At 58.4% G+C, this 20,575-nt stretch carries 19 protein-coding genes and 1 tRNA gene; 19 read left to right on the top strand and 1 reads right to left on the bottom strand.

Features of this window, described 5'->3' with window-relative positions:
* Nucleotides 1-69: 69 nt before the first annotated feature.
* The 14 genes from xseA to VGL70_14005 all read left to right on the top strand — a co-directional run bounded on the left by xseA (nucleotide 70) and on the right by VGL70_14005 (nucleotide 13,360).
* On the top strand, nucleotides 70-1,305 hold the full coding sequence (gene xseA, locus VGL70_14070; protein HEY3304653.1) for an exodeoxyribonuclease VII large subunit: 1,236 nt from the start codon (nucleotides 70-72) through the stop codon (nucleotides 1,303-1,305).
* Entirely contained in the window at nucleotides 1,302-2,174 is an 873-nt protein-coding gene (locus VGL70_14065; protein ID HEY3304652.1) for a M23 family metallopeptidase, read from the top strand. The genes xseA and VGL70_14065 overlap by 4 nt, the downstream gene beginning before the upstream one ends.
* Before the next feature lie 240 nt (nucleotides 2,175-2,414).
* Entirely contained in the window at nucleotides 2,415-2,684 is a 270-nt protein-coding gene (gene xseB / locus VGL70_14060; protein ID HEY3304651.1) for an exodeoxyribonuclease VII small subunit, read from the top strand.
* 4 nt (nucleotides 2,685-2,688) lie between these two features.
* A complete protein-coding gene (locus tag VGL70_14055; GenBank protein HEY3304650.1) occupies nucleotides 2,689-3,570 on the top strand; it encodes a farnesyl diphosphate synthase in 882 nt (293 codons plus the stop codon).
* A 98-nt stretch (nucleotides 3,571-3,668) separates the two neighbouring features.
* Complete coding sequence (gene dxs, locus VGL70_14050; GenBank protein HEY3304649.1) at nucleotides 3,669-5,588, top strand: 1-deoxy-D-xylulose-5-phosphate synthase; 1,920 nt, start codon at nucleotides 3,669-3,671, stop codon at nucleotides 5,586-5,588.
* On the top strand, nucleotides 5,567-6,307 hold the full coding sequence (locus VGL70_14045) for a TlyA family RNA methyltransferase (protein ID HEY3304648.1): 741 nt from the start codon (nucleotides 5,567-5,569) through the stop codon (nucleotides 6,305-6,307). Before dxs ends, VGL70_14045 begins: the two co-directional genes overlap by 22 nt.
* Nucleotides 6,308-6,309: 2 nt before the next feature.
* Entirely contained in the window at nucleotides 6,310-7,044 is a 735-nt protein-coding gene (locus VGL70_14040) for a glycerophosphodiester phosphodiesterase family protein (GenBank protein HEY3304647.1), read from the top strand.
* A gap of 380 nt (nucleotides 7,045-7,424) precedes the next feature.
* Nucleotides 7,425-7,622 carry a 30S ribosomal protein S21 gene (rpsU, locus tag VGL70_14035; GenBank protein HEY3304646.1) on the top strand — a complete coding sequence of 66 codons (198 nt, stop codon included), beginning with the start codon at nucleotides 7,425-7,427 and terminating at the stop codon, nucleotides 7,620-7,622.
* 28 nt (nucleotides 7,623-7,650) lie between these two features.
* Nucleotides 7,651-8,100 (top strand): GatB/YqeY domain-containing protein, encoded by a 450-nt coding sequence (locus tag VGL70_14030; protein HEY3304645.1) that lies wholly within the window; start codon nucleotides 7,651-7,653, stop codon nucleotides 8,098-8,100.
* 68 nt (nucleotides 8,101-8,168) lie between these two features.
* The gene (locus VGL70_14025) at nucleotides 8,169-8,693 is read left to right on the top strand and encodes a CvpA family protein (protein ID HEY3304644.1); all 525 of its coding nucleotides are present in this window, start codon (nucleotides 8,169-8,171) and stop codon (nucleotides 8,691-8,693) included.
* A 9-nt stretch (nucleotides 8,694-8,702) separates the two neighbouring features.
* Nucleotides 8,703-10,478 (top strand): DNA primase, encoded by a 1,776-nt coding sequence (gene dnaG, locus VGL70_14020; GenBank protein HEY3304643.1) that lies wholly within the window; start codon nucleotides 8,703-8,705, stop codon nucleotides 10,476-10,478.
* A 38-nt stretch (nucleotides 10,479-10,516) separates the two neighbouring features.
* Nucleotides 10,517-12,301 carry an RNA polymerase sigma factor RpoD gene (gene rpoD, locus VGL70_14015; protein ID HEY3304642.1) on the top strand — a complete coding sequence of 595 codons (1,785 nt, stop codon included), beginning with the start codon at nucleotides 10,517-10,519 and terminating at the stop codon, nucleotides 12,299-12,301.
* A gap of 140 nt (nucleotides 12,302-12,441) precedes the next feature.
* A tRNA-Ile gene (locus VGL70_14010) sits at nucleotides 12,442-12,515 on the top strand.
* A gap of 404 nt (nucleotides 12,516-12,919) precedes the next feature.
* Nucleotides 12,920-13,360: a hypothetical protein gene (locus VGL70_14005; protein ID HEY3304641.1), complete on the top strand. Its 441-nt coding sequence runs from the start codon at nucleotides 12,920-12,922 to the stop codon at nucleotides 13,358-13,360.
* A gap of 303 nt (nucleotides 13,361-13,663) precedes the next feature.
* Here VGL70_14005 and VGL70_14000 read toward each other — a convergent pair whose 3' ends face one another.
* Entirely contained in the window at nucleotides 13,664-14,509 is an 846-nt protein-coding gene (locus tag VGL70_14000) for a hypothetical protein (GenBank protein ID HEY3304640.1), read from the bottom strand.
* Between the two features lie 597 nt (nucleotides 14,510-15,106).
* Between VGL70_14000 and VGL70_13995 the strand changes: the two genes are divergently transcribed.
* The 5 genes from VGL70_13995 (at nucleotide 15,107) to VGL70_13975 (ending at nucleotide 20,568) form a co-directional block, all read left to right on the top strand.
* A complete protein-coding gene (locus VGL70_13995) occupies nucleotides 15,107-15,955 on the top strand; it encodes an NAD(P)-dependent oxidoreductase (GenBank protein HEY3304639.1) in 849 nt (282 codons plus the stop codon).
* Nucleotides 15,956-16,073: 118 nt separating this feature from the next.
* The gene (locus VGL70_13990) at nucleotides 16,074-17,315 is read left to right on the top strand and encodes a Rieske 2Fe-2S domain-containing protein (GenBank protein HEY3304638.1); all 1,242 of its coding nucleotides are present in this window, start codon (nucleotides 16,074-16,076) and stop codon (nucleotides 17,313-17,315) included.
* Between the two features lie 201 nt (nucleotides 17,316-17,516).
* Nucleotides 17,517-18,464 carry an ABC transporter substrate-binding protein gene (locus VGL70_13985; GenBank protein HEY3304637.1) on the top strand — a complete coding sequence of 316 codons (948 nt, stop codon included), beginning with the start codon at nucleotides 17,517-17,519 and terminating at the stop codon, nucleotides 18,462-18,464.
* Between the two features lie 109 nt (nucleotides 18,465-18,573).
* A complete protein-coding gene (locus VGL70_13980) occupies nucleotides 18,574-19,470 on the top strand; it encodes an NAD(P)-dependent oxidoreductase (GenBank protein HEY3304636.1) in 897 nt (298 codons plus the stop codon).
* A 15-nt stretch (nucleotides 19,471-19,485) separates the two neighbouring features.
* Nucleotides 19,486-20,568, top strand: a complete 1,083-nt coding sequence (locus tag VGL70_13975; GenBank protein HEY3304635.1) for an ethanolamine ammonia lyase-activating protein — start codon at nucleotides 19,486-19,488, stop codon at nucleotides 20,566-20,568.
* The last annotated feature ends 7 nt before the right edge of the window (nucleotides 20,569-20,575 follow it).

Genomic DNA, 20,575 nt, shown 5'->3' with positions numbered 1-20,575 from the left:
TACCGCTAAACGATAAGCCACAATGCATTAGCCCTCCCCCCGGAGGGCTAATTGTTTTATAGTGTTTCCATGGGAGAAGGAAAAAGGGAAAGCGACCTGCCGCTCTTCTCCGACGAGCTCGGCGCCTGTCTCACCGTCAGCGAGCTCTCTCAAATCATCAAAGGCACTCTCGAGCGCGGGCTGGAAGATGTGTGGGTGGTGGGCGAGATCTCCAATTTTCGCGTCCCGCCTTCGGGCCACCTCTACTTTACCCTCAAGGACGACAAGAGCCAGATCGGCGTCGTCATGTTCCGCCGCCAGGGAGTGAAGCTCGCGTTTCAACCCGAAGACGGCATGGAGGTGCTCTGTTTCGGCCGCGTGAGCCTCTACGCCGCGCGCGGCGACTTGCAGCTCTACGTCGAGATCATGGAGCCGAGGGGCAAGGGCGCCCTCTACCTCGCCTTCGAGCAACTGAAGAAGCGGCTGGGCACGGAGGGACTCTTCGCCGCGGAAAGAAAAAGACCGCTGCCGTTTTTACCCTGCTCGATCGGCATCGTTACCTCGCTCCACGGCGCGGCGCTCAGCGACATGCTGCGCATTCTCGACGACCGCTTTCCCGAGCGGCGGGTGGTCGTCCGGCCGGTCAAAGTACAGGGCGATGGCGCCGCCGCGGAGATTGCGCAAGGCATCGCGGAGCTTGGCGGCTCCGGGCTCGTCGAAGTCATGATCGTCAGCCGCGGCGGCGGCTCGTTGGAGGATCTCTGGGCCTTCAACGAAGAAATTGTCGCGCGGGCGATTTATGCCGCGCCGGTTCCGGTCATCTCAGCGGTCGGCCACGAGGTGGACTTCACGATCGCCGATTTCGTCGCCGATCATCGCGCGCCGACGCCGACGGCGGCGGCGGAGATGGTGGTGGGGCGGAGGGATGATCTGATCGAGCAGGTCCTCGTCCTCGGGGCCCGCTTCCTCCGCTGCATTCAAAGCAAAATCGAAACCGAGCGCGACGCGCTCAGAAGTTTGGCGCGGCGATTGAGCGATCCGCGGCGCCGGCTGAGTGAGAATCAGATGCTTCTCGACGAACTCTCGCTCAACTTGTGGCGCCGCTTTCAAGACCGGCTCGTCCGCTTGCGGCAGCGGCTGGCGCACGGCTCGGAGCGGCTCGGCGGCCTGAGTCCGCTCGCCGTCCTGGAGCGCGGCTACAGCATCGCGCACAAAATGCCCGAAGGCTCGATCGTGAAAGACAGCGCCGCGGTCGCCGTCGGCGATCGACTGCGGGTAACTTTCGCCCGCGGCAAAGCGCTCTGCGCGGTCGAAGAGAAGGAATGAGATCGGCGACCGTCCTGGCCGTTTTTTTGTGGCTCCTCGCCGGCGACGCTCTTGCCGGCGAGCCCCGGTTGGTTCTTAGCCTGGAACCGGTGGAGGTTTCTCAAGGCGGGATTCTCCACATCAAGGCTTGGGGCAGGGATATCGCGGGGGCAAGAGCGATTCTACCGGATCGCGATTTGCCGTTCGTTCGCGGGCGGGAAGGGGTCTTTTCCGCTTTCTGGGGCGTCGATCTGGAGCACCGGCCTAAAGTTTTGAACTTCGCCGTGGAAATAAGCACCGGCAGCGAAGAGAAATGGGCGAAGCGGTTGACCGCTTACGTCAGAGCCAAAGAATTCCCCAGGGAAACGTTTTCCGTTCCGCCGGCTTCGGATACTTTCGATAGCGCGACGTTAAAGCGGATAGAAAAGGAACAGGCGATATTGGAACGTCTTTGGAAAATTCATAGCGCCGGCCGTCTATGGGAGGGCGCTTTCGCGGCGCCGGTGCCGGGAGAAATCAGTTCTCATTTCGGCTTCCGCCGGGTGATCAACGGCATCGCCCGGGCGCCGCACACCGGCGTGGACTTGAGGGCCGCGTTGGGCGCCGAAGTCGTGGCGGCGAACAGCGGCCGCGTCGTGCTCGAAGACGATTTTTTCTTCAGCGGCAAGAGCCTGGTGCTGGATCACGGCGGCGGACTTTACACCCTGTACTTTCATCTTTCAGAATTTCGCGCCGAGAAAAATGCCCAAGTCCGCAAAGGCGAGGTGATCGGGCTCGTCGGCATGACCGGCCGCGTCACCGGCCCGCATCTCCACTGGGGCGCGCGTCTGAACGGCGCGCGCATCGATCCGATGGAGCTGCTCACGCTCGAAGAAGGCGAGAGGCAGTAGGCAATAGGCATGAGGACTCGCGGTATACGAGAATTCACCTCGGCAATTATTTCACCGCAGAGGTGAATGAAATTCGAAACGAGAACAATTAGCAGGTTGCTGAAAAACCCACCGTTCACCCTTCGACACGCTCAGGGCGAACGGTGCAGATATTGAAATCGTTGAAGAATTCCGTTCGTGCTGAGCTTGTCGAAGCACGAAAAATCTTTTTTCAGCAACCTGTTAGAATCGGAAAAACGGATGGCGAAGAAGGAACAAGAGAAGAAGAAGTTCGAAGAGGCGATCGAGGAGCTGGAGAAAGTCGTGGAGCGCCTGGAGTCGGGCGAGCTTTCCCTGGAGGACTCGCTGGCGGCCTTCGAAGAGGGCGTCGGCCTGGTTAAATTCTGCAACCAGAAATTGACCGAGGTCGAAAAGAAAATCGAGCTCCTGGTCAAAGATAAAGACGGCAAGCTCCAATTGAAGGCTCTTGACGAGGCGGTGGACGAAGATCCGGAGGACGAGGAGCGTTGAGCCGGTGTCCTCGTTCGACATCCAAGATTATTTAAAAAAGCGGAGCGCCCTGATCGACCGCAGCCTGGACCGCTATCTGAAAGAATCAAAACAGCATCCCCAAACGATTCACCAGGCAATGCGCTACGGGCTGTTCTCCGGCGGGAAGCGGCTGCGCCCGATTCTGACGTTGGCCGCGGGAGAGATGTTCGGCGGTGAGCATAAGGCGCTGCTGCCTTTTGCCTGCGCGCTGGAGATGATCCACACCTATTCGATCATCCACGACGATCTTCCGGCTCTCGACGACGACGATTTTAGAAGGGGCGCGCCGGCAAGTCATAAAAAGTTCGGCGAAGGAATCGCTCTCTTGGCCGGCGACGCGCTGCTCACCGAGGCATTTGACTTGATGACCAGGCCGCGAGTCGTTCGCTCGGTCGAGCCGGGTTTAATCCTGGAGCTGATCCATGAGATCGCTCACGCCGCCGGGGTCGGCGGCATGGTCGGAGGCCAGGCGGTGGATCTCGAAGCCGAGGGCAAAGAGATAGATCTCGCCACCGTCGAGCGCATTCACGCACTGAAGACCGGGGCGTTGATCCTCACCCCGGTCCGGATCGGGGCGATCATCGCGGGGGCGAAGCCGAAAGACCTCCTCCGGGTCACCCGCTACGCGAAGTTTTTGGGCTTGGCATTTCAGATCGCGGATGACATCATGGACGTGGCCGACCACGCGGGCGTCGACGGCAACGGAAAAAAAAAGGCGACCTACCCGGCGGTGGCGGGAATCGGCGCGGCCAAGAGCCGGCTCGCCGAGCTGCTGCGCCGATGCTTGAAGGAAATCGACGTATTTGGTAAAAATGCTGACCCGCTCAGAGGAATCGCGCGCATCATTGTGGAACGAGCGTTGTAAAAAAACACCAGTGCTGAGGACTGAGCTATGAGGACTGAGGGCGGAATGAAAAAGACCACTCAATCCTCAGCGCTCATCGCTCAGCACTCTCATTAAAGATGTCCAAGCTGCTCGACACGATTCATGCTCCCGAAGATCTCCGGAAGCTTGCGATCGAAGAACTTCCCGCTCTAGCTGAAGAGGTGCGCGAGGAGATTCTTTCGGTTGTCTCCGAGGTCGGAGGCCATCTCGCCTCCACTCTCGGCGCGGTGGAGCTGACGCTCGCGCTCCACTACGCGTTCGACACGCCGCGCGACCGCATCGTCTGGGACACCGGACACCAGGGTTACGCCCACAAGCTGATTTGCGGCCGGCGCGAGAAGCTCTCGACCATCCGGCAGCTCGGCGGCCTCAGCGGATTTTTGAGCCGCGACGAGAGCGAGTACGACGTCTTCGGCGCCGGACACGCGGGCACGTCGGTCTCGGCCGCGTTGGGAATGGTGGCGGCGAAGTCGCTCTCGGGCGCGAGCCATAAAGTCGTCTCGGTCATCAGCGACGGCGGCTTGAGCGCCGGCTTGACCTTCGAAGGGCTGAACCAGGCGGGGCATCTCGGCAAGGACTTGATCGTGGTGCTGAACGACAACGAGATCTTCATCGACCCGCGCGTCGGTGCCTTCTCTTCCTTTCTCAGCAAGCAACTGACGACCGACCTAGCCGTTCGGCTGCAGCACAACCTCGGTCACCTCATGCGCACGCTCCCCAAGGTCGGAGAAAATCTTTATCAGGTCGCGCGTAAGCTCAAGGAATCGTTTCTCGGTCTGGTCACGCCGGGTTTTCTCTTCGAAGCCCTGGGCTTCCAGTACGTCGGTCCGATCGACGGCTACAACCTGGCGGAGATGATTCAGACATTTCACAACGTCAAAAAAATCGACCACCCGACCCTCATTCACGTGATCACGAGAAAAGGGAAAGGATACGGGCCGGCGGAAGAGGACCCGATCAAGTATCACAGCGTGACGCCCTTTCACGTGCTCACCGGCAAGCCTAAAAAAGCCAAGGGGCCTATTCCAAGCTACACCGACGTTTTCGCCGACGCGCTCATCCGGCTCGCCAAAGAAAATCCCAAGGTCGTGGGCATCACGGCGGCGATGGGGAGCGGCACCGGCATCGACAAACTGTCGCGCGAAATCCCCGACCGCTCCTACGACGTCGGCATCGCGGAGCAGCACGCGGTGACCTTTGCTGCGGGATTGGCGACAGAGGGCTGGATTCCGGTCGTGGCGATATATTCCACTTTCCTCCAGCGCGGCTACGACGAAATTCTCCACGACGTGTGCCTGCAAAACCTGCACGTCGTCTTCGCGCTCGACCGCGGCGGCCTGGTCGGCGCCGACGGCCCGACGCATCACGGCGTTTTCGACTTCGCCTATCTCCGATCGATACCCAATATGGCGGTGATGGCGCCGAAGGACGAAAACGAGCTGAGAAGCATGCTCAAGACGGCGATCGATCATGACGGACCGATCGCGCTTCGTTATCCGCGCGGCGAGGGCGCCGGAGTGGAAATCGACAAGGAGATCCGCCCGCTGGAGATCGGCAAAGGAGAGCTGCTGAAACCAGGGAAAGACATCGTCATTCTCGCCGTCGGCAATACTGTACTGCCGGCGCTGAGAGCCGCTCAGGACGTTGCTCCTCTCGGCATCGACGCCGCGGTAGTCAACGCGCGCTTCGTAAAACCGCTCGATCGCGAGCTGCTCCTCGATCTTCTGGCCCGGGTTCGGTGCGCGATCACCGTCGAAGATCACGTCGTGCAGGGCGGCTTCGGCAGTGCGATCGTGGAGCTTTTAGCCGACGAGGGAATGACGGGCGTCGGCGTCCGGCGTTTGGGCGTTCCGGACAAGTTTATCCCGCATGGGACTCAGGACGAGCTAAGAAAGATCTGCGGCATCGACAAGGACGCCATCGCGCACGCGGCTCTCCGCATGGTTCGGGGAGAGAAGAAGAGAAAAAAGGAGGGATGGGAAAGAGGGAGCGCTTAGATAAACTCCTGGTCGAGCGCGGGCTGGTCGCGAGCCGGGAAGAAGGCCGCAGGCGCATTCTTGCCGGCGAGGTGCTGGTCGATGACCGGCCGTTCGCCAAGGCCGGCAGCTTGATCGACGCGGGTTCTCTTATCCGGCTTAGGGGCAAGGCGATGCCCTACGTGAGCCGCGGCGGCGTCAAGCTGGAAGGAGCGCTCGGACATTTCTCGATCGACGTTAAGGATAAGATCGCGCTCGACGTGGGCGCTTCGACCGGCGGCTTTACCGATTGCCTGCTCGCCTTCGGCGCGCGGCGCGTTTACGCGGTGGACGTGGGCTACGGCCAGCTCGATTGGAAACTAAGAAACGATCCGCGCGTCGTCGTCCGAGAAAAAACCAATATCCGCCACCTCGAGCCCGGCGAGCTGGCCGAGCCGGCCGAGCTCGCAACCATCGACGCCTCCTTTGTCTCGCTCCGCTTAGTTCTCCCCTCCGTTCGCAATCTGCTCGCTCCCAGGGGCGAAATCGTTGCTTTGATCAAGCCGCAATTCGAGGTCGGCAAAGGGAAAGTCGGCAAGGGCGGCGTCGTGCGCCGGCGCGAGGAACATGAGAGAGTGATCGGAGAAATCCGGGCGGCGGCGGTCTCGCTGCAACTTCAAGTCATCGGCGTCGTCGAGTCGCCGCTCGTCGGGCCGAAGGGCAACAAGGAATTTTTTATTTACCTTAGAAAGACCGATTGAGCATGGCGACGTTTATCAGAGTGGCGCACCGCGGCAGCTCCGGCTCCTACCCGGAGAACACGCGCGCCGCGATCGAGAAGGCGCTCGAAGCCGAAGCCGACATGATCGAGCTGGATTGCCAGCTCTCGAAAGACGGCCACATCGTCGTCTTTCACGACGAGAAGCTCCGGCGCACCGCGCGGGCGAAAGGCACCGTCCGGGGAAAGACTCTCGCCGAGCTTAAGAAGCTCGACGTCGGCGGTTGGTTCAAGAAGTCGTTCAAAGGCGAGCGCATTCTTACTCTGGAAGAGGCGCTCGATATTATTGACGGCAAGGTCGATCTCAACCTGGATATCAAAGCCGGGAAACCGGGCGCTTCGGCAATCGAGCTTCAGTTGCTCTTCATCTTGAGCCACTACGATTACCTGGAGCGCTCGGTTCTTTCTTGCCTCGACAATCGCGTGCTCCGGCGCCTGCGCGAGCTGGCGCCCGACGCGCGGATCGGAGTTCTGCACGCGAATGAGATTAAAGACAACCCGTTCCAGCTCGCGCGCGAGATCGGCGCCGAGTCGCTGCACATTCAAAAAGAGCTGGCGACGCCGCCTGTCCTCGAGCGCGCGGCCGGGATCGGCCTCAAGACTCTCGTCTGGACGGTCAACGACCTCCGCGAGATGGAAAAATTCCTCGCCCTCGGCGTCGACGGGATCATCTCGGATTTCCCCGAGAAATTTTGGAAGATCAGGCAAAAGAGAAGGTGAGGCGACTTCGTCCTTTCCTCTGCGCCAATTCAAAGCTCCTTACTTTCGGGTATCTTCCTGGCAAATACGGTCTGGTTTAGGCAATTCTTGGCACAACGTCGCACCCCCGCGCGGTCGCTCTGCGCCATTCCCTACGCGCATGAGTTCGGATCCATAGCTGCTTCGAGTCATAGCGTTGAAAAGCCTTCATTCCATGCAAGGCTGTATGGGCTCGTTTCTCATCGGAGCGTGTCGGGGTTTCATACGGGCCGCGGACGGTTCCACAAGGAAAAAATGCTCCGCAGCCAACGCTCTTTTGCTTGACTTGGAACGCGATTCGGATAAAATTGCTGAGTTGAGGAGAAGCGGCGGTGGTTCGAGTGGGGGGTGATCCATACACTATGACGGGAATACGAGTTCGAGATAACGAGTCCATCGAGAGCGCCATTCGGCGCTTTAAAAAACTGTGCGAGAAAGCCGGCATCCTGGCCGAGCTGCGCAAGCGAGAGCACTACGAAAAGCCCAGCGTCAAGCGCAAGAAGAAAGCGATAGCGGCGAAAAAAAGGGCCTTGCGCCGGGCGCGGAGTCACTACTTTTAAGCGCCGCCGCGCGCTCTGTTCACAAAGCGTGGGACTCAAGTCTGAAATTCAAGACGGGATGAAAGCCGCGATGAAGAGCGGCGACCGCGTCGTCCTGTCCACGCTCAGGCTTTTGTTATCGGCCCTTCATAACGAAGAGATCAAACAGCGCCGCGAGCTCAGCCCGGATGAGATTCTCAAGACCGTCGCCACTCTTTGCAAGCAGCGCCAGGAATCGATCGAGTTTTTTCGCAAGGGCGGCCGGACCGATCTGCTTCGGCAGGAGGAAGCCGAGCTCGCGGTCCTGCGCCGCTTTCTTCCCGAGTCGCTCAGCGAGGAAGAGGTCCGTGCGCTGATCCGAAGCTCCATCGAAGAGGTGGGCGCCAAGGGTCTCCAGGACCTCGGACGCGTGATGAAGCAGCTCATGCCTAAAGTCACCGGCCGCTCCGACGGCAGGCGGGTGAGCGAGCTGGCCAAAGAGATCTTGAGCGCGCCGTAATAGGCAACGCCGGGACGCTCTGAGTCGGATGACGCGCGACCGTTGCCATTGCTGGAAGTAACCCGCCGGTGAATATCGTCGATCCGATCCTGCTCGTCCTGCTCTCGCTCTTCGCACTGAGAGGTTACTTCAAAGGGTTGTTCCGCGAGGCGTTCTCTCTGCTGGGGCTTTTCGCCGGCTTGATGATCGCGGTGCGCTACGAGCAACCTGTCGCCGCGCTGTGGGCGGAGAGCTGGAAATCCTCTTTCATTTTTTTGCGCGCCCTGACGTTTGTGGCCCTTTTCTTTTTGACTTATTTCAGCTTAAATCTGATCGGTTGGCTGCTTCATCGCTCCGCATCGCTCCTTTTCCTTCAAGGGATCAACCGGATCGGGGGCGTCGTTCTGGGAGCGGGAAAGGGCGCCGCGATCATGGCGCTGGCGATTTTTTTTCTGACGTCGACGCCCTTGATTTCGGGAAAGGCGAAGGAGAAGATCGGCCATTCGTATCTCGTTCCCGCGTTCAATCAGTTGGCCGCGGAACTCGTCGAATTGAGCAAGACCAAGCTGCTGGGGCCGAAAGAGTCGCGAGCGAGCGTGAGTGCTTTAGAGTAGACGCGCCTCATGATCCCGGAAGAAAAGATCATCGAGATCCGCGATCGCGCTTCCATCGTGGAGGTGATCTCGGACTATCTGACCCTCAAGAAAACCGGCCGCAATCATCTCGGGCTCTGCCCGTTTCACTCCGAAAAGACTCCTTCCTTTACCGTCAACGAGGAAAAAGGCATCTTTCACTGCTTCGGCTGCGGCGCGGGAGGGAGCGTTTTCCATTTCCTGATGCAGTACGATCATCTGAGCTTCCCCGAGGCGGTGGAGCGGGTCGGCAAGCGCTATGGAATCGTCGTCGAGCGGCTCCAGGCGCCCGGCGCGAGAAGAGACGCCGAGCAGAGAGAATCTCTTTATCGTTTGAACGAAAGAGCGGCGGCCTATTTTCATGGGCTCCTCTTCGGCCAGGGCGAGGGGAGACGCGCGCTCCAGTATCTCAAGTCGCGCGGGGTTGATGAGCCAACGGCGCGCCGCTTCGATCTCGGCTATGCGCCCGAGACCGGTCAGGGTCTTGCCGCCTTCCTTAAAAAAGAAGGGCTCTCGCTGAAGGACGCGATCCGCCTGGGACTCTTGAGCGACCGGGGCGGGGAGCGCTACGGAGAAAAATTCTTCGGCCGGGTCATGTTTCCGATCGCCGACGCCGCGGGAAAAATCGTCGGCTTCGGCGGCCGGGTCCTCGGCCAGGGGATGCCCAAGTATCTCAACTCGGCCGAGACGCCGCTGTTTCGCAAGGGGTCGACCGTGTACGGTCTATACCAGGCCAGGGAGCGGATTCGCGAGACGGACCGCGTCCTGGTCGTGGAAGGATACTTAGACGTCGTCGCCCTGGCGCAGTTCGGCGTCGCCGACGCGGTGGCGACGCTCGGCACCGCGCTGACGCCGGACCACGTGCGCATGCTGGGACGCTACACGAAAAAAATCATTGTTCTTTTCGACGGCGACGAGGCGGGAAGAAAGGCCGCGGCCCGGAGCCTTGAGATTTTCATCGAAGGCGGCCTGTTAGGGCTCGGTGCCTTCTTGCCCAAAGGAGAAGACCCTGACACCTTTGTCCGTTCGAAAGGAAAAGAGGCTCTGGAAAAACAGATCCTTGACCTGGCTAGTCCCCTTGCAGATTTCTATTTTACCTGGTTAAGAGAACGTTACGGGTCAAGTTTGGAGGGAAAGAGCCAAATCGCCCAGGAGATGAGTCGGGTGCTGGCGAAAGTGCGCAATCCACTCGAGGCCGATCTGTTAGCCGCGACGGCGGCCGATAGACTGGGCATTCGGGAGAATCTCTTGCGCGAGGCGCTGCGCCAAGCGGGCGAGGGCAAGCGGCCGGCCGCTGCGCCGCCGTCCGCCGGAGCCCTTCCAGAGGCGGGCAAGGAGAAAACCGAGCGCCTGCTGATCGCGCTCATGCTTCGTTTTCCCGCCATGATCGAGCGCGTGGAGAAGGAATCCGAGTTGCAATCCTTGCTGAGCCCCGCATGGAACGAAATTCTTCAGGAGATGCTCACCGAGTGGCGTAAACGGAACAGCGTCGATGCGGCCGGCCTGGCCGAAAGGTTTTCCTCCGAACGCGCATCCAAGATCGCGGGCCTGGTCCTGGAGGCGGAAACCATTGCCGAAGACGAGTCCGAAAAGATGATGGGGGATCTGATCGCCGATCTGTATAAGCGGCATTTGACCGGTCTGAAGCGGGATCTCAGGCAGGCGATCCGGATCGCGGAAGAGAAGAAGGACGAGAAGACTAAAAGAGAAAGGATGCTCGAATGGCAAGAGGTCGACCGAAGAGAGCGGCAGCTCATACGCCAGTGAGCCGGCCCCAGAACCGAGACCCGGTCAAGCGCGAGAAAATGTCTTCCTCCGCCGATCCCGTGGCGGAGAAAAAAGATATCAAGGAGGTCAAGAAGCTGATCGACCTGGGTAAGGAGAAGGGCTATCTCACCTACGATGAGGTCAACGATATGCTCCCGGCCGACGTCGTGTCGCCGGATCAGATCGATGACGTCATGTCGCTCTTCGGCGAGATGGACATCGAAGTCATCGACTCCAATCAGAGGGTGAGCCTGGCGGGCCAGGCCGAAGAGCTCGCGGATGACGAAGAGGAGGAGAAAGAGCTCGAAGTCGACGTGGACGGGGACGTCGCCGGAAAGACCGGCGACCCGGTCAGGATGTATCTCCGGGAGATGGGAACGGTCTCGCTCTTGAGCCGCGAGGGCGAGGTGGAGATCGCGAAGAAAATCGAACAGGGAGAAAAGCAGGTCATCGAGGAGGTTCTCTCCAGCTCGCTGGCGCTGCGCTACGTCCTGGAGCTGGGCGACAAGCTGGCCGAGCACGAGATCCGCGTGCGCGAGATCATCAAGGAAGAGGGCGATGAGGAGATGGAGTACCTCGAGGAAGAGGAGGTGCATGAGAAAAGGCTTCTCGACCAGATCGGCAAGCTGCGCCGCCTGGCGCGGGAGCGGGAAAAAATCAAGAAGAGTCTCTGCGCCAAGAGCGTCTCGGCGCGCAAGCGCAAGTCGTTCGAAGAAGCGCTCGGCAAGCAGCAGGAGAAAATTTTCGCCGCGCTTAGGGCGCTGCAGTTGAACCGCCGGCAGACCGAGGCGATCGTCGAGGGACTCAAGAAAGCGATGGACCAGGTCCGCGCCATGGACCGCAGGATCGCGGAGTTCGAGCGCAGGACGGGCAAGGTCACGAAGCAGATTTTGGAAATCGTTCCCAGTAACGGCCGCAAGAAAGCCTGGAAGCGGGCGATCGGCGCGCTCAAGATGGGCCACGACGCGATCGAAAACATGGTCGATGCCATCCGCCACTCGCGGCGCGAGGTGCGCGGCGTCGAGAAGGACCTCGAGATGCCGGCCGAGGAGATCCGCCGGCGCGTGCGCTCGATCGTCGACGGCGAGACCAGGGCCAACATCGCCAAGAAAGAGCTGATCGAAGCCAATCTCCGCCTGGTGGTGAGCATCGCGAAGAAATACACCAACCGCGGGCTCCAGTTCCTCGACCTGATTCAAGAAGGGAACATCGGCCTGATGAAGGCCGTGGACAAGTTCGAGTACCAGCGCGGCTATAAATTTTCCACCTACGCGACCTGGTGGATACGCCAGGCGATCACGCGCGCGATCGCCGACCAGGCGCGGACGATCCGGATTCCCGTGCACATGATCGAGACGATCAACAAGCTGATCCGCACGTCGCGTTATCTCGTCCAGGAGATCGGCCGCGAGCCGACGCCGGAGGAGATCGCCTCCAAGATGGAGATCCCGTTGGACAAGGTGCGGAAGGTGCTGAAGATCGCCAAGGAGCCGATCTCGCTCGAAACGCCGGTCGGCGAAGAGGAGGACAGTCACTTGGGGGATTTTATCGAGGACAAGCGCATCATGACGCCGTCCGACGCGGTGGTGAACATCAATCTCCAGGAGCAGACGCGCAAGGTGCTCGCGACCCTGACGCCGCGCGAGGAGCAGGTGCTGCGCATGCGGTTCGGCATCGGCGAGAAGTCGGACCACACGCTGGAAGAGGTCGGGCAGAAGTTCACCGTCACGCGCGAGCGCATCCGCCAGATCGAGGCCAAGGCGCTGCGGAAGCTGAGGCACCCAAGTCGCAGCAAACGGCTTAAAAGCTTCATGGAGAGTTGAGCTGCGGGTTTCTCCGACCTTTGCGTTCTCTGTGGTTAAAGAAGAGAACCGCAAAGAACACAAAGAACTCAAAGTAATCGCGAGAGCCTCTTCGGGTGAATTCAAAACTCACAATTCAACATTCATCGTTATTTTCTCGCGGGCCCATAGCTCAGCTGGTTAGAGCTACCGGCTCATAACCGGTCGGTCCCTGGTTCGAATCCAGGTGGGCCCAAATTTTTTGTTTCACAAAAAATTTAGAGCATTGGAGTATTGGACATTGGAACAATGGACAATACGGAAATGCGGTCTACTGCTCTATTGTTCCATTGCTCGCATTGCCTTCCGTCTTGTCTTTTGCTAACCTCGAAACCATGAAGAAGAACGGCAAAAACGGGTTCAGAGTACTTAGCCGCGAGGAGGGTGAAAAACTTCTCGACCGGCAGGCGCGCCGCTATCTTCGCATGAGCGGGCCGGAATTTGCCCGCAAGTGGAGGGCGAAGCAAATTAAAAACCCCGATCGACCCGAAGTCATGAGGGTCGCTTTCCTACTTCCTTTTGGCGGGTAATTCTCCCCATCAAGCAGTTCGCAATTTCCTTGAGCCGCTAAACCGGGCTGTTTCCTGCATTACGAAATCCGTGTTGGTCACAAGCGGCTCCGATCCGTCCAATCAACGTCACGCAGTGGTACTGAACAACGGTAATCCTGTAAGTCTCCGCTCCAATCCCGTTCTGCTCCTCACCGTACTGATGCATTACAAGGTCACGGAGGCGCCGGGACAATTTGGGCCATGGAAGGTTTCAACCGTGGCGTATCTTTACGCCGTTCAGGACAAGCAGGGGCGCGAGTTGTTCGCCTATCATTGGCATCCGACATCTACGCCGCAGTACGATTACCCGCACTTGCACGTTCATGGCGGCATTCTTGCCAAGCTGCATTTACCGACGCGGCGCATTTCATTGGAAGAGATCCTCAGACTCGTGATTACCCAACTCAGCGTGAAGCCGCTCAAAAAAGAATGGGAAAAAGTCCTGCGAGAAACACAGCAAGCCCACCAAAGGTTCCGAACCTGGGAATAAGTCACATCCACTGATCACGGTGCTCTTCCTCGCGTTATTTCAGAAACTTCAACAACGACAGGACTAGAGCGAGAGCAACTCCTAGCAGCGAAATTAAGACGACAAAAGTCCACGGTGGCCCCATGTAGTCAAAGCTCAAGATTCGCCTTGGCCCTTTAAATTGGAACCTTGTAATCATCGGACCCTCCCGATCAATACGTTATCACTTGTGGCATCTTTGATTTTCTGAAACATGCTGCAAGTTTATGCAGCCGTGTCAAAGATCGAAAGAGATAACGAGTGAGTTCTACTTCTGTAAGCGACTCAAGCGCCGTCAATGAAGTGCGAGAGGGTTCTAAGACGTGGAAGAAGACGATGAAGCGATTCGGGGCTAAGCCCACCTTCCTGCCAGTCTGCCGCTAGTGTTTTATTAACTACTCGGCAGGTGATCTCCATGGCCAAGGCATGGCGTGAGAGATCAATCCAAATTTCTATATCCTGTTCTGTTGCCTCAAGGAAAAGCTCGCCGGATTGCGGATGGAAAAGGCATCGGCCTTTGCGGCCCGGTACTTGAGGAAGCTCAGTAAAGATAGTGGCTAGGAATTTTCGGCGCCGGTCTCTATCATCGTGAGGAAATCGTCCTCTCGATTTTCTGGGATACTCTGTCAGGCATTTCATTACATCTTCGTATGTTGCTAGGTAAATTAGTTGAAAGACATTTCCATGCTGAGGCCTGCCGCGCATGTCTAGATGAGGCCATTTGGCTATTCTAGGCAAAAGCCTTTCGCATCTTACAACAGGATCATCGGCGGGCCTTTTCCCGAAATCATTAATCCAGACATCAATCAGATAGCCGAGAGCCTGATTTAAAAACACCGCAGTCTGCTCTGGGTGCCAACGGATCAGGGTTGACCCATCGCGTGAAGTTTCTTTGGGGAAATACCGCCTAAGTTTTTCAACTACAGCCCGGCAAAGCACTTCCGTCATCCTTTGCGCTGGATCACCGGAATCATCTGGGCAGGTAGCTCGGAAAAGGTTGCCTTGAAAATATTTCCGGAAAGCCTCTGCAATCCGTTCCACATTATCAGTCTTTTTTAGGATGTCCTCTAGATCCAGAGCGGCGGACGGGTGAAGGAAGTTAAGTGGAGATTTACTAGGTATTTGCGACATGCTCTCTCACCGTCTCTCTCTCTCTCTCTCTCTCTTTGAAAGGGAAGGCGCCAGGCCGAGCGTGAGAGAATCTCCCGGCCGTTCGTTAATCAGCTCAAGTAAACCCCTTTTTCTTTTCTCAGTTTAAGGGTGGCCCGGCAAAAGGCAAGGAAAATCTTTGTTGACTAGTGCACGACCAGCGTGGGAAAATCCGTTTTCGAGGCAGGAAGGGCGAGACGAAAAAACAAACCATACTATTTCCATTCCTACCGCTGGGGTGAGAAGATGAAGAGGCTCGATTGGCTTCACTGGGCGCTTATAGCGATCTTGTTTGCAGTCGTTGCGCTCGGAATTCTTACACCTTACAGATATGAGAAGATGGGTCAACGAATCGTGCGAATCAACCGGCTCAGTTCGGAGGCTGACATGCTCACCAATTCTGGCTGGCGTCCTCTCCGGCCCTCTAAAGAACCGATTGGCTCACGGTTTGATTTAGGGTCAGAAGAGAAAAAGGGCCCGCGATTACGTAAACTTGAGCCAGACGAACAGATCTTGCCGCTCAAGGAGTAAAATTCCTGATCACTTCATGCACCTAATGGACGCCCATAAGTTTTAATCATGGCTCAAAGAATCGTCGTCACGGGCGGGAGCGGGCGGTTGGGGCAGCATGTGATCCACGAACTGCTGGATTACGATTACGATGTCCTCAGCCTCGACCGGGTCGCTCCCCCGACGGAAATCTGCCCTTCGCGGATCGTCGATCTCGCGCACGCGGAAGACGTCTACCGGGCTCTCGAACGCGCGGACGGCGTCGTTCACCTCGGCGCCTACCAGGCGCCGGCGATTGCGCCGGACTGCGAGACGTTCGGCAACAACGTTACCGCAGTCTACAATCTGCTCCACGGGGCGACGAGAGAGGGGATTCGCCGCGTCGTGATCGCCTCGAGCACGGCGGCGTTCGGTTTTTTATACGCGCATAAGCCGTTTTTGCCGGACTATCTGCCGCTCGACGAAAAGCATCCGTGCAAGCCGCAGGACCCCTACGGTCTATCGAAAGTCGTCGGAGAAAAAATTGCCGATTCTTTCGCCGCCGCTCACGATATCAGCATTTGCAGTTTGCGCCTTCCCGGGGTCCATTTCGATTTGAGCTATCAGACCTTCGCCGAGAAGTGGCAGGATCCGAGCGTCAAGCTGGGCCGATTCTGGAGTTACATCGACGCGCGCGACGGTGCCGTCGCCTGCCGGCTGGCGGTGGAGAAGGATCTGCGCGGGCATGTGGCGCTGATCGCCGCCGCGCCGACGAGCACGGTGCGAGAGCCGACGGACGTTCTGTTGCGCCGCTATTTTCCCGGCGTGAAAAAAGCCCGGCCGGAGCTCGCGGGTAACTGGAGCGGCCTGGATTCCACCCGAGCCCGCAAACTTCTCGGCTTCGAAGCCAAGCACGTTTGGGAAAACCACCTGCCGTAACCGGTTTCCACGGCGTCGAGCGGCCCTCTTCTCGGTCAAGAAAATTTAAACCGAACTCTAAATAGTTTGAAATTGACATGATCTTCACGGGCAAATATTCTGGGTCCCCGTTGGACGCATGAAAAGGAAAAAAAGCAAAGTTACCCTCTCCGACCTGGCTCACGTCGGTCCCGGCACGCCGGCGGGCGAATGGTTCCGGCGATACTGGTTGACGGTCGCGACGACGGCGGATCTCCGCGACATTCCCTTGGGGGTAAAGATCCTGGGCGAAGAGTTGGTGTTGTTTCGAGATGGCAGGGGGCAGTTAGGTTTGTTGGGTTTGCATTGCCCGCATCGCGGAACCTCGCTCGAATACGGCGACATCGAAGAGACAGGTATCCGCTGTCCGTATCACGGCTGGCTTTTTGATGTCTCCGGTCAATGCTTGGAACAACCGGCCGAGCCGAAAGAGGCCACGTTTCACCGGAAGGTGAAACATCTTTCTTGTCCGGTGCGCGAGCAGGGCGGATTTATCTTCGCGTACCTGGGGCCGGACCAAGACGACCCGCCACCGCTGCCGCGCTATTATCCTCTGGTCGATGAAAAAGGGCGGAGATCGCTGGAAAGCACGCGCCACTACGACTACAACTGGCTCAACTTTATCGAGAATGGCGCCGATCCTGTGCACTTTTCCATCTTACATCGCAGCGACCCCAATGACGGCACCTGGAGAAGCTGGTTCTTCAGCTTTAAGGACATACCGCCGTTCGACGCCGTGGAAACTGGCTACGGCATGAAAGTCATTTCGCGCAAGCCCGGACCAACGCCGGAGACGGAGTACGTGGATGAAAAGAGCTTCGCCCTGCCGAGCATTCTGCAGATCGGCGATACCGAGTTCACCCATTTCAAACAACCAAAGGAATCACTGGGCACCGGCTCGCACAACGTGCACTTCATGTTCTTGACGCCGAACGACGACGAGCGTTTCACGCTCTTCACGGTCAACTATTATACCGGTCCGGACCCGAAGTTTTTCGAGAAGCTCTCGCCCTCGCGCGAATTAACTCCCAAAGAAGAAAAAAAGGCATACGACGAACGGAAATACGCCGCCTTTCGCGGCAGCGTCAGGCGCGAGGACATCGCGTGCCAGGCGACCCAGACGGTTATCGACGCGCGGAAGGAGCAACTGGCGACCTCGGATCGCGGCGTCATTCTACTGAGAAAACTGATTCTCGACGGCATCCGAGCCGTCCAGGACGGCCGCATCCCGAAAGGAGTTTTAACCCAAGAGCGCGCCGGAGAAGTGGTCAAGATCGATTCATTCACCGGCGTGCGGGCCAAGGGCGCCTCCAAGAAATCGAGCACCGTCACAAGATGTTAGATACTTACTTTTGAAATGTCGAACAGAACGACTTCAAGAAAATTTATCGCGCCAAGACGCCAAGAGCGCAAAGAAAGAAATCTTTCTCCGGACTTGGCGCGCCTTGCGTCTTGGCGCGAGGCATTCTTATTCCGATTCTGTAAGCCAAATTCAAGGGGAAATTTCAAGTATCTTTGGAAAGGATTTTTTCTCGCCGTTGTTTTGTCGCTCATTTCTTCGACTGGCGACGCGTTCGGCGCCTCGATTCACGTCGCCTACAGCGCGATCAGCGGCGCGATGGCGCCTCTATGGGTGGCGCAAGACGCGGATTATTTCCGCCGCGAAGGGCTCGAAACAAAGCTCCTCTACATCGGCGGCGGCTCGCTGTTGATACAATCGATGCTCGGCGGCGACGTTCAGTTCGCCTTCGGGCCGTCGGTTCCCGTCGTCAACGCTTCGCTCAGAGGGGCGGATCTGGTTTTGATCGCCAACACCGGCAACGCGATGGTTTTCTCGATCATGTCCCGGCCGGAGATTAAAAATCCGCCCGACTTGAAGGGAAAAAAAGTCGGCGTGACGCGGCTCGGCGGATCGACCGACCTGGCGCTCGATTTCGCTCTGGAGCGGTGGGGACTTCAGAGGGGGCGCGACGTGACCGTGTTGCAGACGGGCGGCATGCCGGAGAGCCAGGCGGGAGTGAGCTCCGGCGCGTTGGACGCGGCGGTCCTGTCTTCGCCGAGCAACTTCCGCGCGAAAAAGTTGGGCTTATATGAGCTGGCCGACGTCGGCCAACTCGGCATCGTTTTTCCCAACACGCCGCTCTCGACCCGCAAGTCTTACATCCGCTCGAACCGAGAAACGGTGGTGAAGTTCCTGCGGGGATTCATTCACGGGCTGCACCGCCTCAGAACCGACAAAGAATTCAGCATGAAAGTGCTGGCCAAATATACCCGGGTCACGGACGCGGAAATCCTGAGCGAGCTGTACCAGGTTTACGGCGTGCGCCACACGGGCGATGCCATTCCTTACGTCCGCTCTGAAGGAGTAGCCAGGATTCTCAAAAGCATCGAATCGAAGGATGCCCGCGAAGCGAAGGCGGCGGATTTCATCGACAACGGTCTCCTGAAAGAGATCGAACAAAGCGGCTTCTTCGGTAAACTCCGCCCGTAGAGCTTCTCATGCTTCGACAAGCTCAGCATGAACGGAAAATTATAAACGATCTTAACCCTTGTCCCGTTCGCCCTGAGCGAGTCGAAGGGTGAACGGGGCATTTTGAGGAATGAAAGTCGTCGTCACGGGAGGCGCGGGCCGGCTTGGGCAATACGCGATCCAAGAATTGTTGCAGTACGGGTTCGACGTTCTCACCGCCGACATTGTACAGTCCGCGAAGAATCTCTGCCGCTTCGTCGCCGCCGATCTCGGCAATGCTGAATCCCTTCAAGAAATTTTTGCCGGTGCCGACGCCGTCGTTCACCTGGCGCGGCGGCGATTCCCCTACACGGAGAACGGCTTCGATCCCGCGAGCGGGACGTGGAAGACTCCGGACGTCATCGGCGACGCGCGGCGATTCAACGACAACACGGCCATGACCTACAACGTTCTTACCGCGGCGATCGCCGCGGGCGCCAAAAAAATCGTCGCCGGCTCGAGCCTCGCGGTGTACGGTTTGTTTTATCCCCCCATGGAGGCAGTTCCGGACTACTTGCCCGTGGATGAAGATCATCCGTGCCGGCCGCACGATCCGTACGGACTGTCGAAGCTCGTCGGCGAGGCGATGTGCGATTCTTTGGGTCGCAAAGCGGAGGTGCAGATAGCGAGCCTGCGTTTTTCCGGCATTTACGCCGGCGAGAGCGCGCGCGTTCTCGCCGAGCGGCGGAAAAATCCGATCGTTCGCGGCGCCGGCGCGCTGTGGAGCTACGTCGATGTCCGTGATGCGGCCACGGCGTGCCGCCTGGGGCTGCAGGCGGACTTCCAGGGGCACGAGGCATTCAACGTATGCGCGCCGACGACCATCATGGATGAGCCGACGGAAGATTTGATCCGGCGCTATCTGCCAAAGGTGAAATCCATCAGGGCCCGTGGACAAGCCAACTGGTGTGGCTACGATACGAAAAAGGCGGAGACGATGCTCGGCTTCCGGGCGCGGCATCTGTTTAACAACGGAACTTTGCAATAACCAACGGGAGGAACGATGCAATCTCAAAGCGAATTTGCGCCTAAGACTTACGGCGCGACTCCTTTCGACCAGTTTCTCGAATGGGAAGAGCTTCCCGTCATCAGAAATTTCGTCGTCGACGATATCAGAAAAACCGTGCTGGCGCCCTGGCGCCGCCGCGGCGGGCGGGGCTGCTATATCATCCTCGGCCACCCCAAGGAGCCGCCCAATTCGGCGGCCTACGTCTGCGAGATTCCGCCGGGCGAAAGCTTGAAGCCGCAAAAGCAGATGTTCGAGGAGATGATCTTCGTCTTGAAGGGCCGCGGCGCGACCAGCGTGTGGCTCGACAACGGGAAAAAGCAGACCTTCGAATGGCAGGAGCGCTCGATGTTCTCGATTCCGCTGAACGCCTGGCACCAGCACTTCAACGGCCAGGGAAAGGAAGCGGTGCGCTACATCGGCTATACCAACGCGCCGTCGGTGTTCAATTTATACCACAACTACGATTTCGTTTTTAACAACAACTACCAGTTTTTGGACCGCTATCACGGCGAGGAAGATTACTTCAGCGGCAAGGGCACGGCGCTCGCCCAGCGGCGCGTCTGGGACACGAGCTTCATCGCCGACATCGAGAAGCTCCAGTTTCACGACTGGACGAAGAAAGGCCCGGGCGCGACCAACGTCGAGCTGGAGTTCTGCGACAACATCATTTCGGCGCACATCACCCGCTCGCCGGTCGGCGCCTATAAAAAGGCGCACCGCCACGGCCTCGGCGCGGATATCTTGGTGCTCGAAGGCAAGGGGTACTCGCTCATGTGGCTCGAAGGGTCGGAGATGGAACGCTACGATTGGGGACCGTTCAGCATGTTCTCGCCGCCGCACATGTGGTTTCACCAGCATTTCAACACGGCCAAAGAGCCGCTCAAGATGCTCGCCTTCAAGCCATTCGGGCAAAAGTTCCAGGTCATGGACTACGACCGGCTGTTTGTCAGCACCGGCGGCGGCGGTCACCTGATCGAGCTCGAAGACGAAGATCCGAAGGTGCGGCGAATGTTCGAAGAGGAGCTCAAAAAAGACGGCATCCCACTCAACATGCCGCCGGCCAAGTACCGGCGCTAGAGGAGGC

The organism is Candidatus Binatia bacterium (assembly GCA_036504975.1).
GTDB lineage: Bacteria > Desulfobacterota > Binatia > UBA9968 > UBA9968 > JAJPJQ01.
Note: the sequence above shows the minus strand (reverse complement) of the source record. Positions and strands in the feature narration are given on the sequence as shown.

Excerpts from the sequence above, each read along its gene's own strand:
- rpsU (HEY3304646.1), top strand. The coding sequence starts at position 7,425 with ATGACGGGAATACGAGTTCGAGATAACGAGTCCATCGAGAGCGCCATT.
- VGL70_13995 (HEY3304639.1), top strand. The coding sequence starts at position 15,107 with ATGGCTCAAAGAATCGTCGTCACGGGCGGGAGCGGGCGGTTGGGGCAG.
- rpoD (HEY3304642.1), top strand. The coding sequence starts at position 10,517 with ATGTCTTCCTCCGCCGATCCCGTGGCGGAGAAAAAAGATATCAAGGAG.
- VGL70_13990 (HEY3304638.1), top strand. The coding sequence starts at position 16,074 with ATGAAAAGGAAAAAAAGCAAAGTTACCCTCTCCGACCTGGCTCACGTC.
- VGL70_14000 (HEY3304640.1), bottom strand. The coding sequence starts at position 14,509 with ATGTCGCAAATACCTAGTAAATCTCCACTTAACTTCCTTCACCCGTCC.
- dxs (HEY3304649.1), top strand. The coding sequence starts at position 3,669 with ATGTCCAAGCTGCTCGACACGATTCATGCTCCCGAAGATCTCCGGAAG.
- VGL70_13980 (HEY3304636.1), top strand. The coding sequence starts at position 18,574 with ATGAAAGTCGTCGTCACGGGAGGCGCGGGCCGGCTTGGGCAATACGCG.
- xseB (HEY3304651.1), top strand. The coding sequence starts at position 2,415 with ATGGCGAAGAAGGAACAAGAGAAGAAGAAGTTCGAAGAGGCGATCGAG.
- xseA (HEY3304653.1), top strand. The coding sequence starts at position 70 with ATGGGAGAAGGAAAAAGGGAAAGCGACCTGCCGCTCTTCTCCGACGAG.
- VGL70_13975 (HEY3304635.1), top strand. The coding sequence starts at position 19,486 with ATGCAATCTCAAAGCGAATTTGCGCCTAAGACTTACGGCGCGACTCCT.
- VGL70_14045 (HEY3304648.1), top strand. The coding sequence starts at position 5,567 with ATGGGAAAGAGGGAGCGCTTAGATAAACTCCTGGTCGAGCGCGGGCTG.
- VGL70_14040 (HEY3304647.1), top strand. The coding sequence starts at position 6,310 with ATGGCGACGTTTATCAGAGTGGCGCACCGCGGCAGCTCCGGCTCCTAC.
- VGL70_14065 (HEY3304652.1), top strand. The coding sequence starts at position 1,302 with ATGAGATCGGCGACCGTCCTGGCCGTTTTTTTGTGGCTCCTCGCCGGC.
- dnaG (HEY3304643.1), top strand. The coding sequence starts at position 8,703 with ATGATCCCGGAAGAAAAGATCATCGAGATCCGCGATCGCGCTTCCATC.